Below are 17,076 nucleotides of genomic sequence, written 5' to 3'. Positions count from 1 at the left end.
CGAGGTCACACCGGACGGGCCCGCCTGCCGCCCCGAGCGAACCGGCCCGGCCTCCGCTACCGCCCGCCGCGCGCCCGCTCCTTCGCCAGCCACGGTCCGAACTCGCTCTCCAGCACCAGCCGTCCGAGCTTGCGGTACTCCTGGAGCACCGACGTGACGAGCTGGTCCATGGTCAGCGGGGCCTCCGACTCGGCCGCGAGGTAGGCGGCGGTCACCGCGCAGGCCCGGATCGACCCGCCGGCCAGCTCGAAGCGGTCCGCGCAGAACTCCAGGTCGAGCGCCGCGTCGCGCGGGATCGCCGGGCCCAGACAGCGGTCCCACAGGGCCAGGCGCTGCCGGGCGTCGGGCATCGGGAACTCGGCGATCACGTCGAGGCGGCGGGTGAACGCCTCGTCGAGGTTGGCCCGCAGATTGGTGGTGAGCACGGCGATGCCGTCGAAGGACTCCATGCGCTGGAGGAGGTAGGCCGACTCCATGTTGGCGTGCTTGTCGTGCGCGTCCTTGACCTGGGACCGCTTGCCGAAGATCGCGTCGGCCTCGTCGAACAGGAGGATGCCGTTGACGTCGGACGCCTCGACGAAGATCCGCTCCAGGTTCTTCTCGGTCTCCCCGATGTACTTGTCCACCACCGTGGACAGGTCCACGACGTAGAGCTCCATGCCCAGTTCGGCGGCGATCACCTCGGCGGACATGGTCTTGCCGGTGCCGGACTCCCCGGCGAACAGGGCGATGACGCCCCTCCCCCGGCCGCCGCCCGGCCGCATCCGCCACTGCCCGAGCACCGTCTCGCGGTGGCGGGCGCGCAGGGCCAGTTCGCCGAGCTGGGTGCGGGTCGCCGGGGGCAGCACCAGGTCGTCCCAGCCGACCGCGGGCTCGATGCGGCGGGCGAGCCGTTCCAGGCCCGCGCCGTTCTGGGCGCGGACCGCCGTCCGCAGGTCCTCCGGGGTCACCGGCCGCTGCCCGAGGACGGCCAGCCGCGACGCGACGGTCGCCGCCCTGCGCAGTTGGCCGGAGTCGAGCCGGTAGGCGGCGGCGGACTCGATGAGGGCGTCGTCGGCGCGGGCGTGGGCGGCGGGCAGGCCGACCGTCCGGCCCGCTTCGGCGAGCGCGCGCCGCCACTGGCGCCCGGCGCCTTCGGGGCCGGGGGGCGGGACGGTGACGGGCACCGGGCTCTCCGCCGTCCACAACGGGTCCCAGTTCTTCTTCCCGTACGCGATCAGGGGCGTGGAGCCGAGCGCCGCGCACAGGGAGCCGAGCACCCGGGCCCCCTCGGGGCGTTCGGGGGCGAGCGTTTCGAGCGGACCGAGGATCACCCCGGAGTGGCCGAGGCGGGCCTCGGTCGCCAGGGCCCGTACGAGCGGGGCCGGTTCGGAGGCGGCGGCGAGCGCCGCGATGTCGACGACCAGGGGGCGCCGGCCGGCGGCGGCCAGCGCCTCGACCGCGAGGCCGCGCGGGTCGCCGCCCCGGTCGAGCAGGTGCACCAGGCCGCTGCCCGTGCCGAGGGCCGCCGCGATCCGGGAGACCTCGGGGAGCTCGTCCGGGTCCCCGGGGGGCGCGGCCACCTGGACGAGGCCGCGCAGCCGGCCGTCGGTCCCGTCGTCGCCGAGGAGATGCGCCGTGACCCGGTCCGGTACGCGCAGGGTGCGGGAGAGCAGCGGGCGCTCGCCGTCCGCGAGCTCCAGCAGTCCGCCCGCGACGAGCGGGGCGGACGGCGAGAAGCGGAAGCGGCCGGAGCCGGCCGCGGGCAGGCCGCAGAGCTCCAGGGCCAGGCCGATGGTGGGCCGGCGGCGGGTGAGGTCGTCGTTGAGGTAGCCGTAGAGCCGCTCGAACCGGGTGTCGATGTCCGGGGCCAGGGCGACCAGCAGGAGTTCGACGTCCAGTGGCGCGAGAGCGAAGCGCTCCGCCAGCCGGCCGAGCCGGCTCCCGGCCGGGGCGTCCGGCACGGCCCCGTCCTCGTACACCGGTACGGGAGCGAACGCGTCGCGGCTCTCCAGGATCCGTGCCGCGCCCTCGGGGGTGAGGTACTGCCCCCGGTAGGGGTCCTCGGGGTCCGGGTCGACGGCCCGGCGTGCCGCGACGGCCTCCCGGACCCGCAGCTCGACGCGGCCGAGCCGCTCCCAGAGTTCCCCGACGCCGGTCGGGGACTCGTGAGCGTGGAGCTGCTGTGGTGCCAGGGTCATCGTGCGGCGTTCCCCCGCTTGCGCCGGCCGGGCGGCAACTGCCGTTCCCGGGGGGCGGCGAAGCCCTGCCCGCCCGGGTCGGTCGCTCCGTCGTAGCGCAGGCGCCGGCCGGGGCCGCCGTCGTCGCCGTCCAGGTGGGGTGCTGCCTTCATCACGAGTCCTTCGGTGACGGGCGGGCCCGCGGGGGTGCGTTCCCCGGCCAGCGGGGCGACGACCCGCAGGTCGATGGCGGCCTTCAGCTCGCCGCCGAGCGCGGACCAGACGTCCGAGGCGGACGGTCCGCCGGCTCCCGGTCCCGCCGCCTCCAGCTCCACGGTCAGGCCGAGTTCGGCGAGGCTTCCGGTGTGCATCCGGGCGGGCAGCACGTCGGAGCGGACGAGGGCTCTCAACACCTCGGAGAGCAGGCGGTGTTCGTCCTGCGGACGGTTGGTCCAGGCGGTGACCAGATAGGTCAGCTCGAACCAGCGCGGCGGGGTGCGCCAGCCGGTGACCACGCCCTCCTCGTCGTGCGTCCCGGCCGTGCCGGTGCGCCGCCTGCCCGCGTCCTCGCGGATGCCGTGCAGGAAGACGCTGATGGTCGGGGCGTTGCGGCGCGCGGACCAGTCCTTCGTCGGGGCGTCGAAGACCAGGTCGACGCCGCTGTCCTCCAGACCGGCCTCGACCAGCAGCAGCCGCAGCCCCTCGTCGACTTCGTGGATCATCGGCGGATCACCTCGTCCGGCGGGGTGATGGTGCCGAGCACCACGAGGAAGTCGGTCGTCACCGGGCTGAAGCCGGGGCCCTTCGCGGTGATCGTGCGCGGCCCGGTCCGGTCCTTGGCCAGGATGAGGAGCTGGGCGATGAACGTGCCGTCGGCCGGCGGCCGGGTCGGGGCCGCCGCCGCGGTGATCCCGGGCTTCCAGCTGAGGGTGACGGGCGCGCCGGGCGGGAAGTCCTTGCCCCGTACGGAGGTGACGAAGCCGGGCTTGCCGATGGCGGGCACCGCGATGATGCGGGGCTGGAGGATGCGCAGCGGGATCCGGGAGACGTTGTCGCGGAGGCCGGCGTCGGTGCCCGTGGTGGTGAGCTGTGCGGTGATCGTCGTACGGAGGGCCTTGTCGGGCGACAGGACGACGCTGATGACCGTGGACGCGCCGGGTGCGAGGTCGGGGAGCGTGCAGGCGCCGCCGGCGCAGCCCGCGGGGAGCGGTCCGGCGGGGATGCCGCCGGGCAGTCCGAGCTTCAGCCGGAGTCCGGTGGCCAGCGCGTTCCTGCCGTTGCGCACGGTGTACGTCACCACGACCTTGCCGCCGACGTAGCCGGGGCTGGGCTGGGCCCGCACGGTGACGCCGGGTCCGGCCTCGGGCGCGGGCGGCGGCGGGGCGGGGGCCGGCGGCGGGGGCGGCGTGGTCGCCGGCGGCGGGGTGGGTGCGGGCGTCGTCGGGGTCGGGGACGGCGTCGTGGGGGTGGGGGTCGGCGTGGGGGTCGGGGTCGGCGGCGGTACGTCCTCGACCGGGACGATCGTTCCGGTGGCGTTGTCCGTGGGGTTGGGGTCGAGGACGGCTCCGGTGACGGACCAGTCGATCCGCTGGTCGCCGGTGGTCACGCCGGTCAGCCGGGCCGTGATCGTCACGTCGGTCCCGGGCGGGACGATGCCGAGGTCGCACTGGGGCGTTCCGGCGGCGCAGGTCCCGGCGTCGGTGGTCAGCTCCTCCAGCCGTACGCCGGGCGGGGCGTCGACGGTGAGGAGGGTGCCGGGCGAGGGCGAGGGGCCGCGGTTGGTGACGGTGATCGGCACCTCGGTGGACGAGCCGACCTCCACCGGGTCGCCGGTGGGCGGTGCCGTCAGCGTCAGGTCGACCGACTGCTGGTAGGAGGGCTCCTTCTGCCGTCCCTCGTGCGTGTTGTCGAGGGGGGCCACGTCACCCGAGGCGATGTCGAGTACGGAGAGCTGCTCCATGGAGTTCGCCGGGAACTCCCGGCGCGAGGTGAACAGGAGCTTCCCGCCGTCCGGGGACCAGGCCACGTCGCGCGGCTGGTGGGGGCCGGTCACGGACGTGTCGGGGATGGGCAGGTCGCAGCCGTCGGGGTTGTCCTTCTGGACGGAGGGCAGCACGACCCGGCAGCCGCCGCCGCGCAGGGGCTTGATGAGCACTCCGGCCCGGTGGTTGACCCGGCCGCCGCCGTCCTTGCGGTTGAAGGCCACCTTCAGGCCGTCCGGCGAGAACGCGGGGCTGTCGTCGATGACCTCGCAGTCGCCGGGGCAGATGGTGGCGCTCAGGTCCCGCTGCCGGCCGAGGTCGGCCAGCGGCACCACCCAGATGTGCTTGTTGGCGCCGTTGCCGTTGATGACCCGGCTGCGGGTGAAGGCGAGGTTGACGCCGTCGGAGGACCAGGTCGGCTGGGCGTCGTCGCCCGTCGCCTGGCCCTCGGGGGGCTGGATCTCGTCGAGGATCGCGCCGGTGGCCACGTCGGCGATGAGGATGCGGCTCGGGCCCGCCGCGTCCCCGACGCCGCCGGGCGAGGTCCGGGTGAAGGCGAGCCTGGTCCCGTCGGGCGAGAAGGTGGGGTCGGTGTCCCAGTCGCCGGGTTCGCGGCCGTCGAGCGGCAGCGGCGCCGCGTTCCGGCCGTCGGCGTCGGTCATCCAGATCCGCTCGATCCGCCCGGCGTCGCCGTCCTCGAAGCGGGTGACGACGATGCGACGCCCGTCGGGCGTGTAGTTCTGCCGCTCGTGCCACGGGTCGTACCCGGGACGCGGCCGGAACAGGGGGTTCTTGGCGTGGTCGGTGTTCGTGCGGGCCTCCGGGTCCTCCTTCAGGATGGTGAAGCCCAGGTCGCGGGGGTCGGAGCCGTCCTGCCGGACGTCCTGGAGCGTCACGATCTGCGCGGCGGCCAGCAGCTCGTCCGGCTTCTCGACGGTCTCGGGGTCCGGGGTGATCCGGGGGACGACGACGGTCCCGGCCGGACCGAACCAGGTGGGCGGCCCCACTTCGCGGTTCTCGTTGACCAGTTGGTCCGGCGCCTCGTCCTGGAACGCGGTGACCCGGTAGACGTGGTCGAAGTCGTCGCAGCCGCAGGTGTGGTACGGGCTGAGGAAGACGATGTCGTCGCCGTCGGGCAGCCAGGAGGCCGAGCGGGTGCCCCACTCGGCGTGCGCGCCGGCCAGCAGCGGGCGGTCGGTGCCGAGGCCCTGGGTGGCCCGCAGTTCGGTGCCGTCGTCGACGTTCGGGTCGGGGTCCGTGGTGAGGGTGTACGCGACGAGGCCCCGGCGGGCGTCGTCGTCCACCGGGTTCCAGGACGGCTCGGTGGCGTCGCCCGCCGGTCCGTCGCTGATCCGGGTGCGCGGGCCGCCGGCGACGGCCTGCTCGAATATCTGCCATCCCCGCAGGGTGTCGCCGTCGCAGGCGTACGCGATCCGCGTGCCGTCCGGGGACCAGGTCGGGGACTCCTCGTTGTCCGGGGTGTCGCTGAGCCGGCGCAGGTCCGAGCCGTCGACGCCGATCGACCACAGGTCGCGCTGGACGGTGCCGCCGGGTCCGGGCTCCGCCGAGTCGAAGACCACGGTCCGGCCGTCCGGGGAGAGTTCGGGGTGGGCCGCGTCCTTGTCGGTGGTGAGCCGGCGTACCGATCCGTCGGTGTCGCGGACGTACACCTGGGGGCGGGCGCTGTCCCGCAGGCTGGTGAAGACCAGGACGTCCCCCCGGGCGGAGGGGTCCTGGTCGTAGTGGGCGGGGCCGTCGCCGAACAGCGGGTCGGTGGTGTCCTCGTCGTTGGCCCGCCCCAGACTGCGGTGCTCGGTGCCGGCGAAGGCGACGCGCCCCGCCTGGAGCGGTTCCGCGTCCGCCACGGCGGCGACGGCCTCGGCGGCCCCGTGCGGGGCGGCGGCCGAGCCGACCAGCAGCAGCGGTGCCAACAGCACCACCGCACCGGTCAGTCGGCCCAGCCGGGAATGCTTTGCCGGGCCAGCAGTGCCGGTCACGGCCCACCTCACAGTCTGTCGATGACTCTCCACCGGCCAGCTTCACCCCCGCGCGGGGGCGAAGGACAGGCCGCGAGTACCCGGGACGGGGGAAGGGATCGCTGCCCTTTGCGGCGGGCGCACCGGTGTCCGGGGCACCGCGCCGGTGGGAGGTCCCGGCCGGCCGGTGGACGGGCCGTACGACGGACGGGCCGTACGACGGACGCCGCCGGCCGACGGAGGTCCGTCAGGCCGGCGGCGGTGTCGCTGCTCGGGTGGGCGGGGCTGTCAGAGATCGCCCTGGAGGTAGGAACGGGCCGCGGCCATCACGTCCTTGAAGTGCCCGTCGGCGATGGCCTGCAGCGGCGACTCGTCCTCGAGCTGGGGGTTCATCCCGATCATCCAGGCACGGGCGGTGTGCGGGTTCTCGCCCTCCTCGATGAGCTTGAAGATCTGGTAGGCGGTACGCAGGCGCACTTCGGCGTCGTAGCGCGGGGCGTTGAGCGCCTTGCACCACTTGCCGACCTGCTTGGCGTCCTCGATGCCGGCGACGTGCGCGGTGACGCGCTGGCTGAAGTTGTCCTGCAGGAAGCGCGCGATGTCCGCGATGGTCCTCTCCGTCGTGTCCCGGTGTGCGCGGGCCTCGGCGGCGGTCTCTCGCATGGTCTGCATGGTCTCCTCGTTTCCTCTCGCTCGCTGTGAGGCGTCAGCCGAGGATGCGTGCGCTGGAAGCGCGATGACGGGAAGGGGCCGCGTGGCGCTGCCGTTCGTCGGGCAGGGGCGACGGGGTCCGCGATATGCGCGGGGTACCCGTGGCCGCTTCGGGCGCATCTTCGGGCCGGAGGAGGTGACCGGGGTGGTGGGACGTAGGGATCGCCCCGCGGTCGGGCGCGGCGATCGGCAGGCCTAAGTGGCCGACAGTCTGGGTCAACACGGCTTCCCCCCTCTGATATTGAGGAAAGGGTACCCGTTTACCTGTCACTTACTCCATAGTTTTCCCACCTGGAAAGAGTGCTAAATCCCTCCCCCTTTTGCTGTGCACTTCTCTGAGCTGCGAGTTTCCGGAAAACCTTCCTGATGTTGGAGCACTCGTGCGAAGGAGTGCCCCCGGGCGGAACACCGGATCGGGGGACACCCCGCACCGCCAGTCGGCCCCACCGCGGCGCGGATCACCGGACGGTGAGGCCGTACTCCCGGGCCACTTCCTTCAGTTCGACGGATTCGGCGAGGATCGGACGGCGTTCGGCCTCGACGTACTCGGTGCCGCTGAGGACGGCCCAGCAGCGGCGTCCGCCGTATCCCGACCGGTAGGCGATGCCCTGGGCCAGCCGGTGCCCCTCGGCGTTGCGCTGGGCCACGGTCCAGGCGGCGATCTGCCGCGCGACCCGGCGGTCCCGTCCGTGGATGTGCTCCTCGCTCAGCGGGCCTTCGATGCCCCACGCCTCGAACTCGTGCCGCAGCTCCCTGCGGAGCACCTCACGGGTGGCGTCCGCGTCGACGTCCAGGAACTGGGCGTCGGGCGCCAGCTTCAGCCGGACGAGGATGTGCGTGTCGCGCCAGCTGGACGCGAGATGGCCGAGCTTCATCCGGCCGGCCGCCACGGGCTCGTCGGCGAGGAGTTCGCGCATCTTCGGCTGGACCCGGAAATGCGCCAGGGCCTCCGCGTAGCAGCCGGCCGGTTCGGACGCGCAGTAGAGCATGCCGTAGGTGAAGAGGCTGAAGCGGCCCGCCGACGATCCCTCGATGGTCTCGGGTTCGATCCGGTTGAACTTCAGCGGATCGGTCGACTTCCCGAGCCGCCAGACGCCCCGGTCCGGAGGGAGCGCGAGCTCGACCGGAGGAACGGCGTCTGGGTCTAAGACAGCGGTCATGAGTCCTCGTTGGCGATAGCTGTGAAGGCGTGCCCGTGTGGTCCCGGCGCGCGGCTGATCATTGTGGCGTACACACCCCGCGCTTGTCGGCCCGTCGTGGCCCGTCGGCGGGCGCATCGGCGGAGCACGTCGGCGTGCGGACGGCGCACACGGGCGTCACGGACGGTCGGGCCGGAGCTGGTCGTGGTGGACACGGAAGATCATGGTTCCCGCCTCCCCGGTCGCGAGGAGCACGGTGGACGGGTCCCCTTCCGGCTGCGGAGCCGTGCGGAGGGCGCTGACGGCGTGGCCCGTGACGATCTGCAGGAGCAGCCGGTCGGCGGCCGGGTCCCACAGGTGGATGCCGGTGGCCCCGGCGGCGGCGAGGACCACCCGCCCGCCGAGGCCCCGGAAGGCGGTCACGGCGTTCAGCTCCCCGTCCCCGGGGGCGAATTCGGCGAGGTGGCCGGAGGCCGAGTCGGGGTCCCAGAGCCTGAGCGTGCCGTTCTGCCCGGCGGTGACCATCCGGAGTCCGGCCCCGCCACGCGGGCGGGCGAAGGCCACGTCGTTGACGATGTTCTGGCCGCACCGGATCGTCGGACCCCGCTGGGCGAGCGCGGCGACGTCCCAGACGCGGAGGTTTCCGTCGCTGCCGCCGGACGCGAGGAGGACGCCGTCGTCGGTACGGGTGGAGGCCAGGCAGCGGACGCTGAACCGGTGGTCGTCGAAGACGGCCACGCCGCGGTGGTCGTCGAGGTCCCACAGTCGTACGGTTCCGTCCGCGCTGCCGCTGGCCAGCAGGGCGGGACCGTCGCCGCCGGGCAGCGCGAGGAGGGTGAGGGCGGGTGAGTAGTGTCCGCGCAGCCGCGGCGGCGGCGTGCGGTCGTCGCCGGGGCCGAGGGTGTGGAGCGCGATGCTGTTGTCGCTGAGGGCGGCGGCCAGCATCAGGCGGTGGTGCGGACGGGCCCAGGCGAGGGCGGTGACGGGCTCGTCGAGGATGACGGGCCGCTTCTCGCCGGTGCCGATGTTCCGGACGAGCGTGGTGGTGCCCTCGGTCGCGGCGAGGAGATGTGCGGGTCCGGGGGACAGGGCGCTGGCGGTGACGCGGTTCCACCTGGCCCGCCCGTGGAGGAACGTGGCCCCGGCCAGCGGCCAGTTGCGGATCGTGCGGTCGGATCCGGCGGTGATCAGGCGGGTTCCGGAGCGCTCGGGCAGGGCGGTGAGGGCGGTGACCGCCTCGGCGTGCGCCTGCAGGGAATCACCGACGGGTTCCAGGCTCCCGGGCCGCCAGAGGCGGACGGTGCCGTCGGCGCCACCGGAGGCGAGGGTTTCGCGGCCCTCGACGGTGACGACGGCGAGGGAGGTGACCGCGCCGCCCGTCGTGGCCCGGACGGAGTGCGTACGGGGGTCGGACCCGGCGCTGTGCACGGAGAGGTTGCCGTCGGCGTCGCCCACCGCGTAACTCCCGGGCTCCGCCAGTGCGACCAGGGTGCGGACGGGTGCGGGATGACGGGAGCGGACCCGGGTGGCGACGCCGTCGAAGTCGGCGACGGTGTCGTGCCGGGCGATGAGCAGCGGTCCGCCGTCCGGCCGTGTCGTGCCGCCCAGGAGGGCCGCCGCGGGGGCCGGCGGGGGCAGCGGGACGTCGGCCCGGTGCAGGGTCGCCGTGTTGAACGCGGCGAGGTGGCCGTCGCTCCAGGCGGCGAGGAGCACCGGGGCCCCGGTCTGCGGCCGGTGGAGCGTGAGCGAGGTGACCCAGGCCCCGGTGCGTCGCGCGACCGGACCGATCGCCCGGCCGCGGAAGGCGTCGAGGATCGCCACGGCGCCGTCGGTGCTGCCGGTGGCGACGATCCCCTCGGGCAGGGTCAACAGGTGGGCGACGGCCCCTTCGTGCAGGGTGATCGGCGGTGCGGACGCGGAGCCGTCGCGCCTCAGGACGCGCACGACGCCGTGGTCGTCCCCGGTGACCAGCAGGGCCTGGTGGGGTGCCCGCGGGCGGGGGACGGCCGACGTCAGGGAGACGACGTCGGCGTCGTTGAGCGCCCACACGTTGTCCGGGCTCGCGCAGTCGCTCCACAGCGGCGTGACGGGCGAGCGGTCGAACGGCGTCTGCCGGGTGCCCGGCCGCGGCGACGGCGTGTCCCGTGACATCGCCGCGTGGTGCGCCAGGTGCAGGCTGGACAGCCGGGACAGCGGGCTGAGATCACGGGAGTAGGGCTCCAGCGTGGCCCAGGCCTGGAGCCACTGCTGATGGGCCGGCCGGTCCCCCTCCCCCGCCAGCAGGCGGCCGAGCCCGGAACTCGACTCCCAGGGCAGCAGGGCGGGCGGCACGTGCGTGTCGTCCAGGACGCGGCCCTGGGCGGCGTGCTGGGCAAGGTGCCGCCGCAGATAGGGGTGGGGCGGGATGCTGGGGTCGTCGGGGACGAGTTCGGCGAGCGCGGCGGCCAGTTGGCGGTGGATCTCCGCGTGCCGGTCGTCGCCGGCGGGCCCGCTCATGCCGCCCCGCCCCGGCCGAGCCAGTCCGTGTCGACGTCGCGCAGGGCCTCGGCCAGCGTTTCGTGGGCGGGCCGGTAGACCCGCCGGTCGTCCTCGTGGTCGTGGGCCAGATAGCCGTTGAGCCGGCTCTTGAGCAGCTTCGCGATCATCTCGTCCCAGTCCGGCAGGGGCCGGCCGAGCAGCACCCGGGCCATCTGCGGCCAGATGGTGGACCAGGGGATGCCCGCTCCCCCGGCGAAGGCGGCGGCGCGCAGGAGGGCGAGCGCCACCTCGGAGGGCAGCCCGTCGCCCTCGACCAGCACGAGGTCGCGCTTGAGGAGCCCTTCCGTGCCGTTGTTCAGCATCCTCTGCCACTCCGGCTGCCGGGCGACGGCGGCGGGGTCCTCGGCGGAGCGGAGCTGTTCCCCGGCTATGCGCGCGTCGATGAAGGAGGGCCAGACGACGGGTGCGACCAGCCGGGCCGCGTCCTCGGCCGACGCGCGGTGCCCACCGCCCTCGCAGATGAGGGCGTGCAGATACTCGGCGATGTCCTTCTCGCTGGCCTCATCGTCCGTACGCTGCTCCTCGGCCGTCGGGAAGACGGCCTTCAGCGCTTCGTTGTGTCCCTGCTCCTCCTCGGGCGGTTCCACGGACGGTTCGCTGAGGGGGCGGCTGGAGCGCACGCCGATCAGCAGCCGCAGGCCGGGTTCCGGGGCGGCGAACGGCTCGCCGTCGAGCCGCGGTACGGGGACCTGGTCCAGCCGCGGCGCGCAGAACTCGTTGAGCGGCGCCAGCACGTCCTCGATGATGCGCTGCCGTTCGTCCGCCTCGTCGAGACCGTCGATGACGAGGGTGACCGCTTCCTCACGGCCCCGGAGCACGGCCAGGATCTGCTGGGCCGCCGCGACGACCGGGTCCTCGGTCGACCTGACCCGGCGGGGCGTCTCCCCCAGGGCTTCGAGGATGTCGTGGGCCAGCTGCGCCGCGCCCCGGTGCCGGGCCAGGACCGCCCCGGTGATGGAGTCGGCCGCGGGGACGGTGTCGGGCGCGGACAGGTCGAGCGCCGTCTTGCAGAGGGGGTCGTCGCGGAACGCGGGGTCGCTCAGGACGACGGCGCGGGCGAGCACGGCGGACTTGCCGCTGCCCGCGCTGCCGGTGACGAGGAGGACCCCGCGGGTGCGGGCCGGGCTGAGGAAGGCCGCGATGCTGCGGTTGAGGTCCTCGCGGCCCCGGAAGTACCAGCCGGGGTCCTCGTCCTGGGTGCGCCCCGTGGCCCGGTCGAGCCAGTAGTCGCCGGCCGGTCCCGCGTGCCGTCCGTCCGCGCCGGCCGTTTCGCGCACCCGGCGGTATCCGGGGTTGGGGATGCAGGGGGTGGGGGTGAGGACGCCGCTGCCGTCGACCACCCGGTGGAGCCGGTGCTTCTTGCGGTCCGCCGGGTCCAGTCCCCGTTCGAACTCCGACATGAGGTCGACGACGCGGAGGTGGGGCGTGGTGATGCCCGCGGTGGTGCGGAGCCGTTCGAACGCGTCGCGCAGCAGGGTGGAGAACCGCCTGACCTGGACGGGCCGGTCGTGACCGCAGGTGACGAGGACGTCGAGCTGGCAGGTGTTGCGCCGTTCGGCGCGGATGTCCTCGACCAGTTCGTCGATCTCGCCGCTGATCTTTCCGGCGTAACAGGTGTTGACGATGACCAGGACGTTCTTGGCGTGGGAGTCGAGTGCCGCGGTGATGAGGTCCGTGGTGCGGACGGAGGTGTTGAGGTGGCGCCCCTTCTCGGAGTCGGGCAGCTTCAGGAAGTGTGTCCGGGAGCCCGCCACCCCGTGGCCGGTGATGAACAGGACCAGCGCCTCGCCCTTCATCTCCCGTACCCGGTGCTTCCGGAGGAAGTCCTCGACGTGCGCGCGCCCCGTCACGGTCGGGGCGGGGATCTGGTGGAACCCGGCGGAGGCGCCCGGCGAGGACCACCACTCGGCGACGACGTCCAGTTGTTCGTCGATGCCCGCGGTGAAGCTCTCGTCGCCGTCGCCGTAGTCGCGTACGGCCAGCGTGAGCAGGGTCCGCTCCGCCTCGCTCTGCTCGGCGGCCTGATTCCGCCCTAACTCCCCCACCGTGTTACGCATCTCTCTAGTCTTCCAGGCATGACGAAGCCGCCGCAGACGAATCCGGGCAGCAGCCCCGGCAGCACCCCCCGTCTTCATCCGGAGGTGACTCCGGCCGTCACGCACGACGCGGTCGTGATCGTCCCCGGCATCATGGGGAGCGAGCTGTACGACACCGTCACCAAAAAAGTGCTCTGGGGGCTGGCGCATCCCCAGTGGCTCGCCAAGGCCTGGCTGACCCGGGACGGTCTCGCCCCGCTGCATCTCACGCCGGAGGAACGGGCCGGGGAGCACGGGCGGGTCCAGCCGCGCAGGCTCCTGCGGACCCCGGTGTGGATCCCGTTCGTACGGGGCATCGAGCCGTACCACAAGCTGACCCGGGCGGTCGAGGAGACCGTCGCCCATCCCGACGCGGTGCTGCCGTTCCCCTACGACTGGCGGCTGCCGGTCGAGGTCAACGCCCGGCTCCTCGCGGCGGAGGCGCGCAAGCACCTGGAGCGGTGGCGCGGGCACCGGGCCCACACCGCGGCCCGCCGCCGGGCGCTCGACGAGCGCGAGGGGCGGCTCGTCTTCGTCGCCCACTCCATGGGCGGGCTCGTCACCCATGCGGCGCTCACCCTGGGCTTCGACGACGACCTGGCGGCCGACACCCGGGGTGTCATGACGCTGGGGACGCCGTTCAGGGGCTCCGTGGTCGCGGCGAACATCCTCAACGCCGCGCAGGGCGCGCCGCTGCCGCTGCCGCACCGCAGGCTCGCCGCCCTGGCCGCCACGATGCCGGGCGTCCATGACCTGCTGCCCCGGTTCGTCTGCCTGGAGGAGGGCGCCGGGGCGCGCCGGCTCGCTCCGTCGGACGTCGGGGCGCTCGGCGGCGACGAGGAACTCGCCAAGACGTCCGGGGAGTTCCTCGACCGGCTGGCCGGGCACGAACTGCCCCGCCACCGGCCGGTCGCCGGGGTGCACCAGGACACGGTGCAGTCCCTGCGGCTGGAGAACGGCGAGGTCCTGGCGTCCGAGTACTGCTTCCGCACCCATCGGGACGGTGAGTTGAGGCGTGACGAGAACGGGGTGGCTCTCCGCTTCGGCGCCCGGGGGGACGGCACGGTCCACCGGGATTCGGCGTCCGTGAAGGGCGGGGCGGTCCCGATCGCGCTCCAGCACGGTGCGCTGGCGAGCGGCCGGGCGGCCCGGCACGCGGTCGTCGACTTCCTCCTGGAGGAGGACGACCTCGGCCCGGACATGGCCGACGAGGGCGTCGGCCTGACGGTCCCGGACTACGTGACGCCGGGGGCAGCCTGGTCGCTCCGGATCACCGGGACCGACGACCCGTCCGGGATCGACTGCACGGTGGCCGCGGTCGACGGGCCCGTCCGCCGCCAGGTCCGTCCGTACGCGGAGGACGGCGACGCGCTGACGGCGGACGTGGAACTCCCCGAGGCCGGGCTGTACCGCGTCACGGTGGAGGCCGACCGGCTGCCCTCGCCGCTGACGCAGCTGGTGTTCGCGGGCCCCGACGGCACCCGGCCGCCGGAGCGCTGACGGGGGCCGGGCGGACCGCCCCCGCGGGTCGGTGCGGCCCGGAGGCCGGGGCCGGGGCGGCGGCGGAGGCGGAGGCGGGCGGCCCGGGGCCCCGCGTCCGGGCCCGGACGCGCGGCGACGGGCCCGGGCGTGTGGCGACGGGCCAGGGCGCGGGGCGACGGGCCAGGGCGCGGGGCTACCGGCCCCGGCCGTCAGATCAGCCCGTGTCGCATCGCGTAGCCCACCGCGTGGGCCCGGTTGCGCAGTTCGAGCCGGGTCGCGACCTCGTGCAGCACGTTCTTGACGGTGCGTTCGGAGTACGAGGTCTTCTGCGCGATCTCCGCGGTGTCGCAGCCCTCCGAGACCAGCCGGATCATCTCCGCCTCGCGCGCGGTGAGGGTGGAGAGCGTGAGCCCCCGGGGGTCGAGCACCGTCCGCTGGAGGGAGCTGACGTGGTCGAGGAGCTTGCCGAGCAGATCGCCCGGCAGGACGCCCTCGCCGTTGGCCATCGCCCGTACCAGGTGGACGAGCCGGTCCTGGTCGGCCTCACCGCGCCGGAGGACGGCGGCGACCCCGCACTCGATCATCGTCTGGAGGGCGCCCGACTCGAAGAACCCGACGACCAGCCCGGTGCGGGTGGAGGTGTTGCGCTGGAGGCGGTGCAGGAGCTGGACGGTGGGATCGTCCACCATGTCCACCACGACCAGGGAGACCTGGGCCCGGTCCGCCTCGGCCTCCGGCAGCAGTTCTATCTCGGGCCGCACGCGCAGTTGGTGGATCATGCCGGTCTGCAGGATCAGGTCCTCCGCGTACACCGCCACGGAGACCCTGCCCCCGGGCGCTCCCCCGGAGCCGGCCGTACGGCGGTGCGAGGCGTCGGGCCTGCGGTAGTGCCCGCGCGTCGCCGTGCCGCTCGCCGTGCTGTTCGTCGTGTCCGTGATCGTCGTCATCGTTCCGTGCCCGTCTTCCTCAGGTACTTCAGCCCGATATGCCTGCTGCTGCTCGTATCGCCCCCGCCGGTCGGCGCAGGGTGCGCGGGCCCGCGGAGAGGGCGCGGGGACACCGTGCCGGGGGGCCCGCGGGGCACCACCCCTGCCCGCTCGTTGCCCTCGCGTCTCTGCTGCCGGGGGGTGCGCGCGGCCTACCGTCGCAGAGTGACCACATCTGCCGAACTCGAAAGCCCCACGGTGACGGTGTCGCCTGGCGGTACCGCGACGACCGCCCTGACCGTGCGCAACGACGGCGACATCGTCGAGGCCTACACCCTCGAAGTGGTCGGCGACTGCGCTGCCTGGAGCACCGTCGAGCCGGCGCGTGTGTCGCTGTACCCGGGCACCTCCGAGACGGTGACCCTGACGTTCGCCCCGCCGCGCTCCCACGAGGTCCGGGCGGGCGAGACCCCCCTGGCCGTACGGGTGCTGCCCGCGGAGCGGCCCGAGTCGGTGGTGGTCCCCGAGGGCACGGTGACCGTGGAGCCCTTCCACGAGCTCCGCACGGAGCTGGAGCCGCGCCGGCGCCGGGGCTGGCTGGGCGCCCGCTTCGGCGCCGCGGTGCAGAACAGGGGGAACACCCCGGTCGATGTGGTCCTCGCGGGCAAGCAGGCGGGGGAGGATCTGCGGCTGGCCTTCACGCCGGACAGGAAGCGGCTGGAGCCCGGGGAGTCCGCGGAGGTCCGGCTGAAGGTCCGGGCCCTGAAGCTGATCTGGTTCGGCGAACCCGTCACCTGGCCGTTCGAGGTCCGGGCGACCGAGGGCGCCGAGGGGGAGGCCGAGGACGAGCAGCCCGGTGGACCCGAGCCGGTGCCCGGGGAGTTCGCCCAGATACCGGTGCTTCCCAAGTGGCTGCTGATCGTGCTGGCGGCGCTGCTGGCCCTGCTGCTCGCATGGTTCGCCCTGGTGCGGCCCGCGGTGAAGAGCACGGCCGAGCAGGCGGGGACGAAGGCCGCGCAGAAGGAGAACGAGCGGGGCAAGGAGCAGGGGTCGACGCCGCCCGGCGGCGCGGAGAACCCGGCAGGAGGTCAGGGAGAGGGGGCCGGTCCGGACGGAACGGGCCCCGGTACGGGCGGTTCCGGGCCGGGCGGCTCCGGACCGGGTGGCTCCGGCGGAGGCGGGAACACCGGGGCGGGCGGTGGCGGTGGCGGCGCGCAGCACTCCAGGACCATCGACGTGAAGACCCCGGCGGGAAGCTCCAAGGAGGGCGCCTACAAGGTTCCGGCCGGGAAGGTGTTCGGCGTCACCGACATCGTCGTGGCGAACTTCCAGGGGGACGAGGGCATCGTGACGATCTCCTTCGGAGAGAACAAGATCACGACGATCGCGCTGGAAACCTTCCGCAACCAGGACTATCACTGGGTCACCCCCATTCAGGTTCCGGAGAACGCCACCGTCACCGCTTCCGTCACCTGTGCCAAGCCCGGCACTCCGGCCACCGGTACGCAGGCTTCCGGGTGCCATCAGGTTCTGAATGTCAGCGGCGAACTGAGCGATCTCGCACGATAGAAACAGCGACGCCGAGCGTTCTGCTTCCGCCTGTCGACGAGACAACAGCAGAAACCCGGCCGAGAGGAAACCCGGCGTGCCGGGCGATGGCGGATTCGTCCTCCCGGATACACCAGAGGTCTCGACCAGTTCGGTCGCCCGCGGCGGCGACAGCACCGGAAGAATATCCGCATCCGCTGGCCGCGGGCACGAACGCCCCTGCTCAGAAACGGTACTGACGGTCCGCTGGCGATCGACGGATGCCCGTTCGGATCCTCCCCGCGCCCGCTTCTCCCTTCCATAAGCGACCGAATCCACCCACCTTCTCGGCGCATTCTGGCCGAATCGCGTCACCTCGGAGCGTTTCCCCGGAGACCCCGGACGGCGGTCGGCCTTCCGGGGTTTACCGGGAAAAAAGAGATACCAAACACATCAGGTCCCTGGCGCGGCGCCCTCCCTTTCCTCCAATCGCCCGTCGGGGGCGGCGGGATCGGTCGGTTCCGTTGCGCGCTGTTCCCGTTCTCTTCATGTCGCCCGGGG

At 73.7% G+C, this 17,076-nt stretch carries 10 protein-coding genes; 2 read left to right on the top strand and 8 right to left on the bottom strand.

The features are described from left to right. Positions 1-56 precede the first annotated feature (56 nt). The 7 genes from OG245_RS27120 to OG245_RS27090 form a co-directional block, all read right to left on the bottom strand. Positions 57-2,180, bottom strand: a complete 2,124-nt coding sequence (locus tag OG245_RS27120) for an AAA family ATPase (protein WP_371626031.1) — start codon at positions 2,178-2,180, stop codon at positions 57-59. After that, positions 2,177-2,881, bottom strand: coding sequence for a DUF4255 domain-containing protein (locus OG245_RS27115; protein ID WP_371626030.1), 705 nt, complete (start codon positions 2,879-2,881; stop codon positions 2,177-2,179). Before OG245_RS27115 ends, OG245_RS27120 begins: the two co-directional genes overlap by 4 nt. Continuing rightward, positions 2,878-6,138 (bottom strand): hypothetical protein, encoded by a 3,261-nt coding sequence (locus OG245_RS27110; protein WP_371626029.1) that lies wholly within the window; start codon positions 6,136-6,138, stop codon positions 2,878-2,880. The genes OG245_RS27115 and OG245_RS27110 overlap by 4 nt, the downstream gene beginning before the upstream one ends. Positions 6,139-6,405: 267 nt before the next feature. Further along, complete coding sequence (locus tag OG245_RS27105) at positions 6,406-6,789, bottom strand: XRE family transcriptional regulator (protein WP_371626028.1); 384 nt, start codon at positions 6,787-6,789, stop codon at positions 6,406-6,408. A gap of 497 nt (positions 6,790-7,286) precedes the next feature. Further along, positions 7,287-7,988: an RES domain-containing protein gene (locus tag OG245_RS27100; protein ID WP_371626027.1), complete on the bottom strand. Its 702-nt coding sequence runs from the start codon at positions 7,986-7,988 to the stop codon at positions 7,287-7,289. Between the two features lie 156 nt (positions 7,989-8,144). After that, positions 8,145-10,463, bottom strand: a complete 2,319-nt coding sequence (locus OG245_RS27095) for a WD40 repeat domain-containing protein (protein WP_371626026.1) — start codon at positions 10,461-10,463, stop codon at positions 8,145-8,147. Next, a complete protein-coding gene (locus OG245_RS27090; RefSeq protein WP_371626025.1) occupies positions 10,460-12,562 on the bottom strand; it encodes an AAA family ATPase in 2,103 nt (700 codons plus the stop codon). The genes OG245_RS27095 and OG245_RS27090 overlap by 4 nt, the downstream gene beginning before the upstream one ends. A gap of 132 nt (positions 12,563-12,694) precedes the next feature. On the opposite strand from OG245_RS27090, the gene OG245_RS27085 reads away from it, so the two are divergent. Beyond that, entirely contained in the window at positions 12,695-14,080 is a 1,386-nt protein-coding gene (locus OG245_RS27085) for an esterase/lipase family protein (RefSeq protein ID WP_371628002.1), read from the top strand. A 191-nt stretch (positions 14,081-14,271) separates the two neighbouring features. On the opposite strand, the gene OG245_RS27080 is transcribed toward OG245_RS27085, so the two are convergent. Further along, on the bottom strand, positions 14,272-15,009 hold the full coding sequence (locus OG245_RS27080) for a response regulator transcription factor (RefSeq protein WP_371626024.1): 738 nt from the start codon (positions 15,007-15,009) through the stop codon (positions 14,272-14,274). 237 nt (positions 15,010-15,246) lie between these two features. Between OG245_RS27080 and OG245_RS27075 the strand changes: the two genes are divergently transcribed. Continuing rightward, complete coding sequence (locus tag OG245_RS27075) at positions 15,247-16,557, top strand: hydrolytic protein (RefSeq protein ID WP_371628001.1); 1,311 nt, start codon at positions 15,247-15,249, stop codon at positions 16,555-16,557. Positions 16,558-17,076: the final 519 nt, after the last annotated feature.

Origin of the sequence: Streptomyces sp. NBC_01116 (assembly GCF_041435495.1) — a bacterium.
Taxonomy (GTDB): Bacteria; Actinomycetota; Actinomycetes; order Streptomycetales; family Streptomycetaceae; genus Streptomyces.
Note: the sequence above shows the minus strand (reverse complement) of the source record. Positions and strands in the feature narration are given on the sequence as shown.

Excerpts from the sequence above, each read along its gene's own strand:
- OG245_RS27095 (WP_371626026.1), bottom strand. The coding sequence starts at position 10,463 with ATGAGCGGGCCCGCCGGCGACGACCGGCACGCGGAGATCCACCGCCAA.
- OG245_RS27105 (WP_371626028.1), bottom strand. The coding sequence starts at position 6,789 with ATGCAGACCATGCGAGAGACCGCCGCCGAGGCCCGCGCACACCGGGAC.
- OG245_RS27080 (WP_371626024.1), bottom strand. The coding sequence starts at position 15,009 with ATGACGACGATCACGGACACGACGAACAGCACGGCGAGCGGCACGGCG.
- OG245_RS27090 (WP_371626025.1), bottom strand. The coding sequence starts at position 12,562 with ATGCGTAACACGGTGGGGGAGTTAGGGCGGAATCAGGCCGCCGAGCAG.
- OG245_RS27100 (WP_371626027.1), bottom strand. The coding sequence starts at position 7,988 with ATGACCGCTGTCTTAGACCCAGACGCCGTTCCTCCGGTCGAGCTCGCG.
- OG245_RS27115 (WP_371626030.1), bottom strand. The coding sequence starts at position 2,881 with ATGATCCACGAAGTCGACGAGGGGCTGCGGCTGCTGCTGGTCGAGGCC.
- OG245_RS27120 (WP_371626031.1), bottom strand. The coding sequence starts at position 2,180 with ATGACCCTGGCACCACAGCAGCTCCACGCTCACGAGTCCCCGACCGGC.
- OG245_RS27085 (WP_371628002.1), top strand. The coding sequence starts at position 12,695 with ATGGGGAGCGAGCTGTACGACACCGTCACCAAAAAAGTGCTCTGGGGG.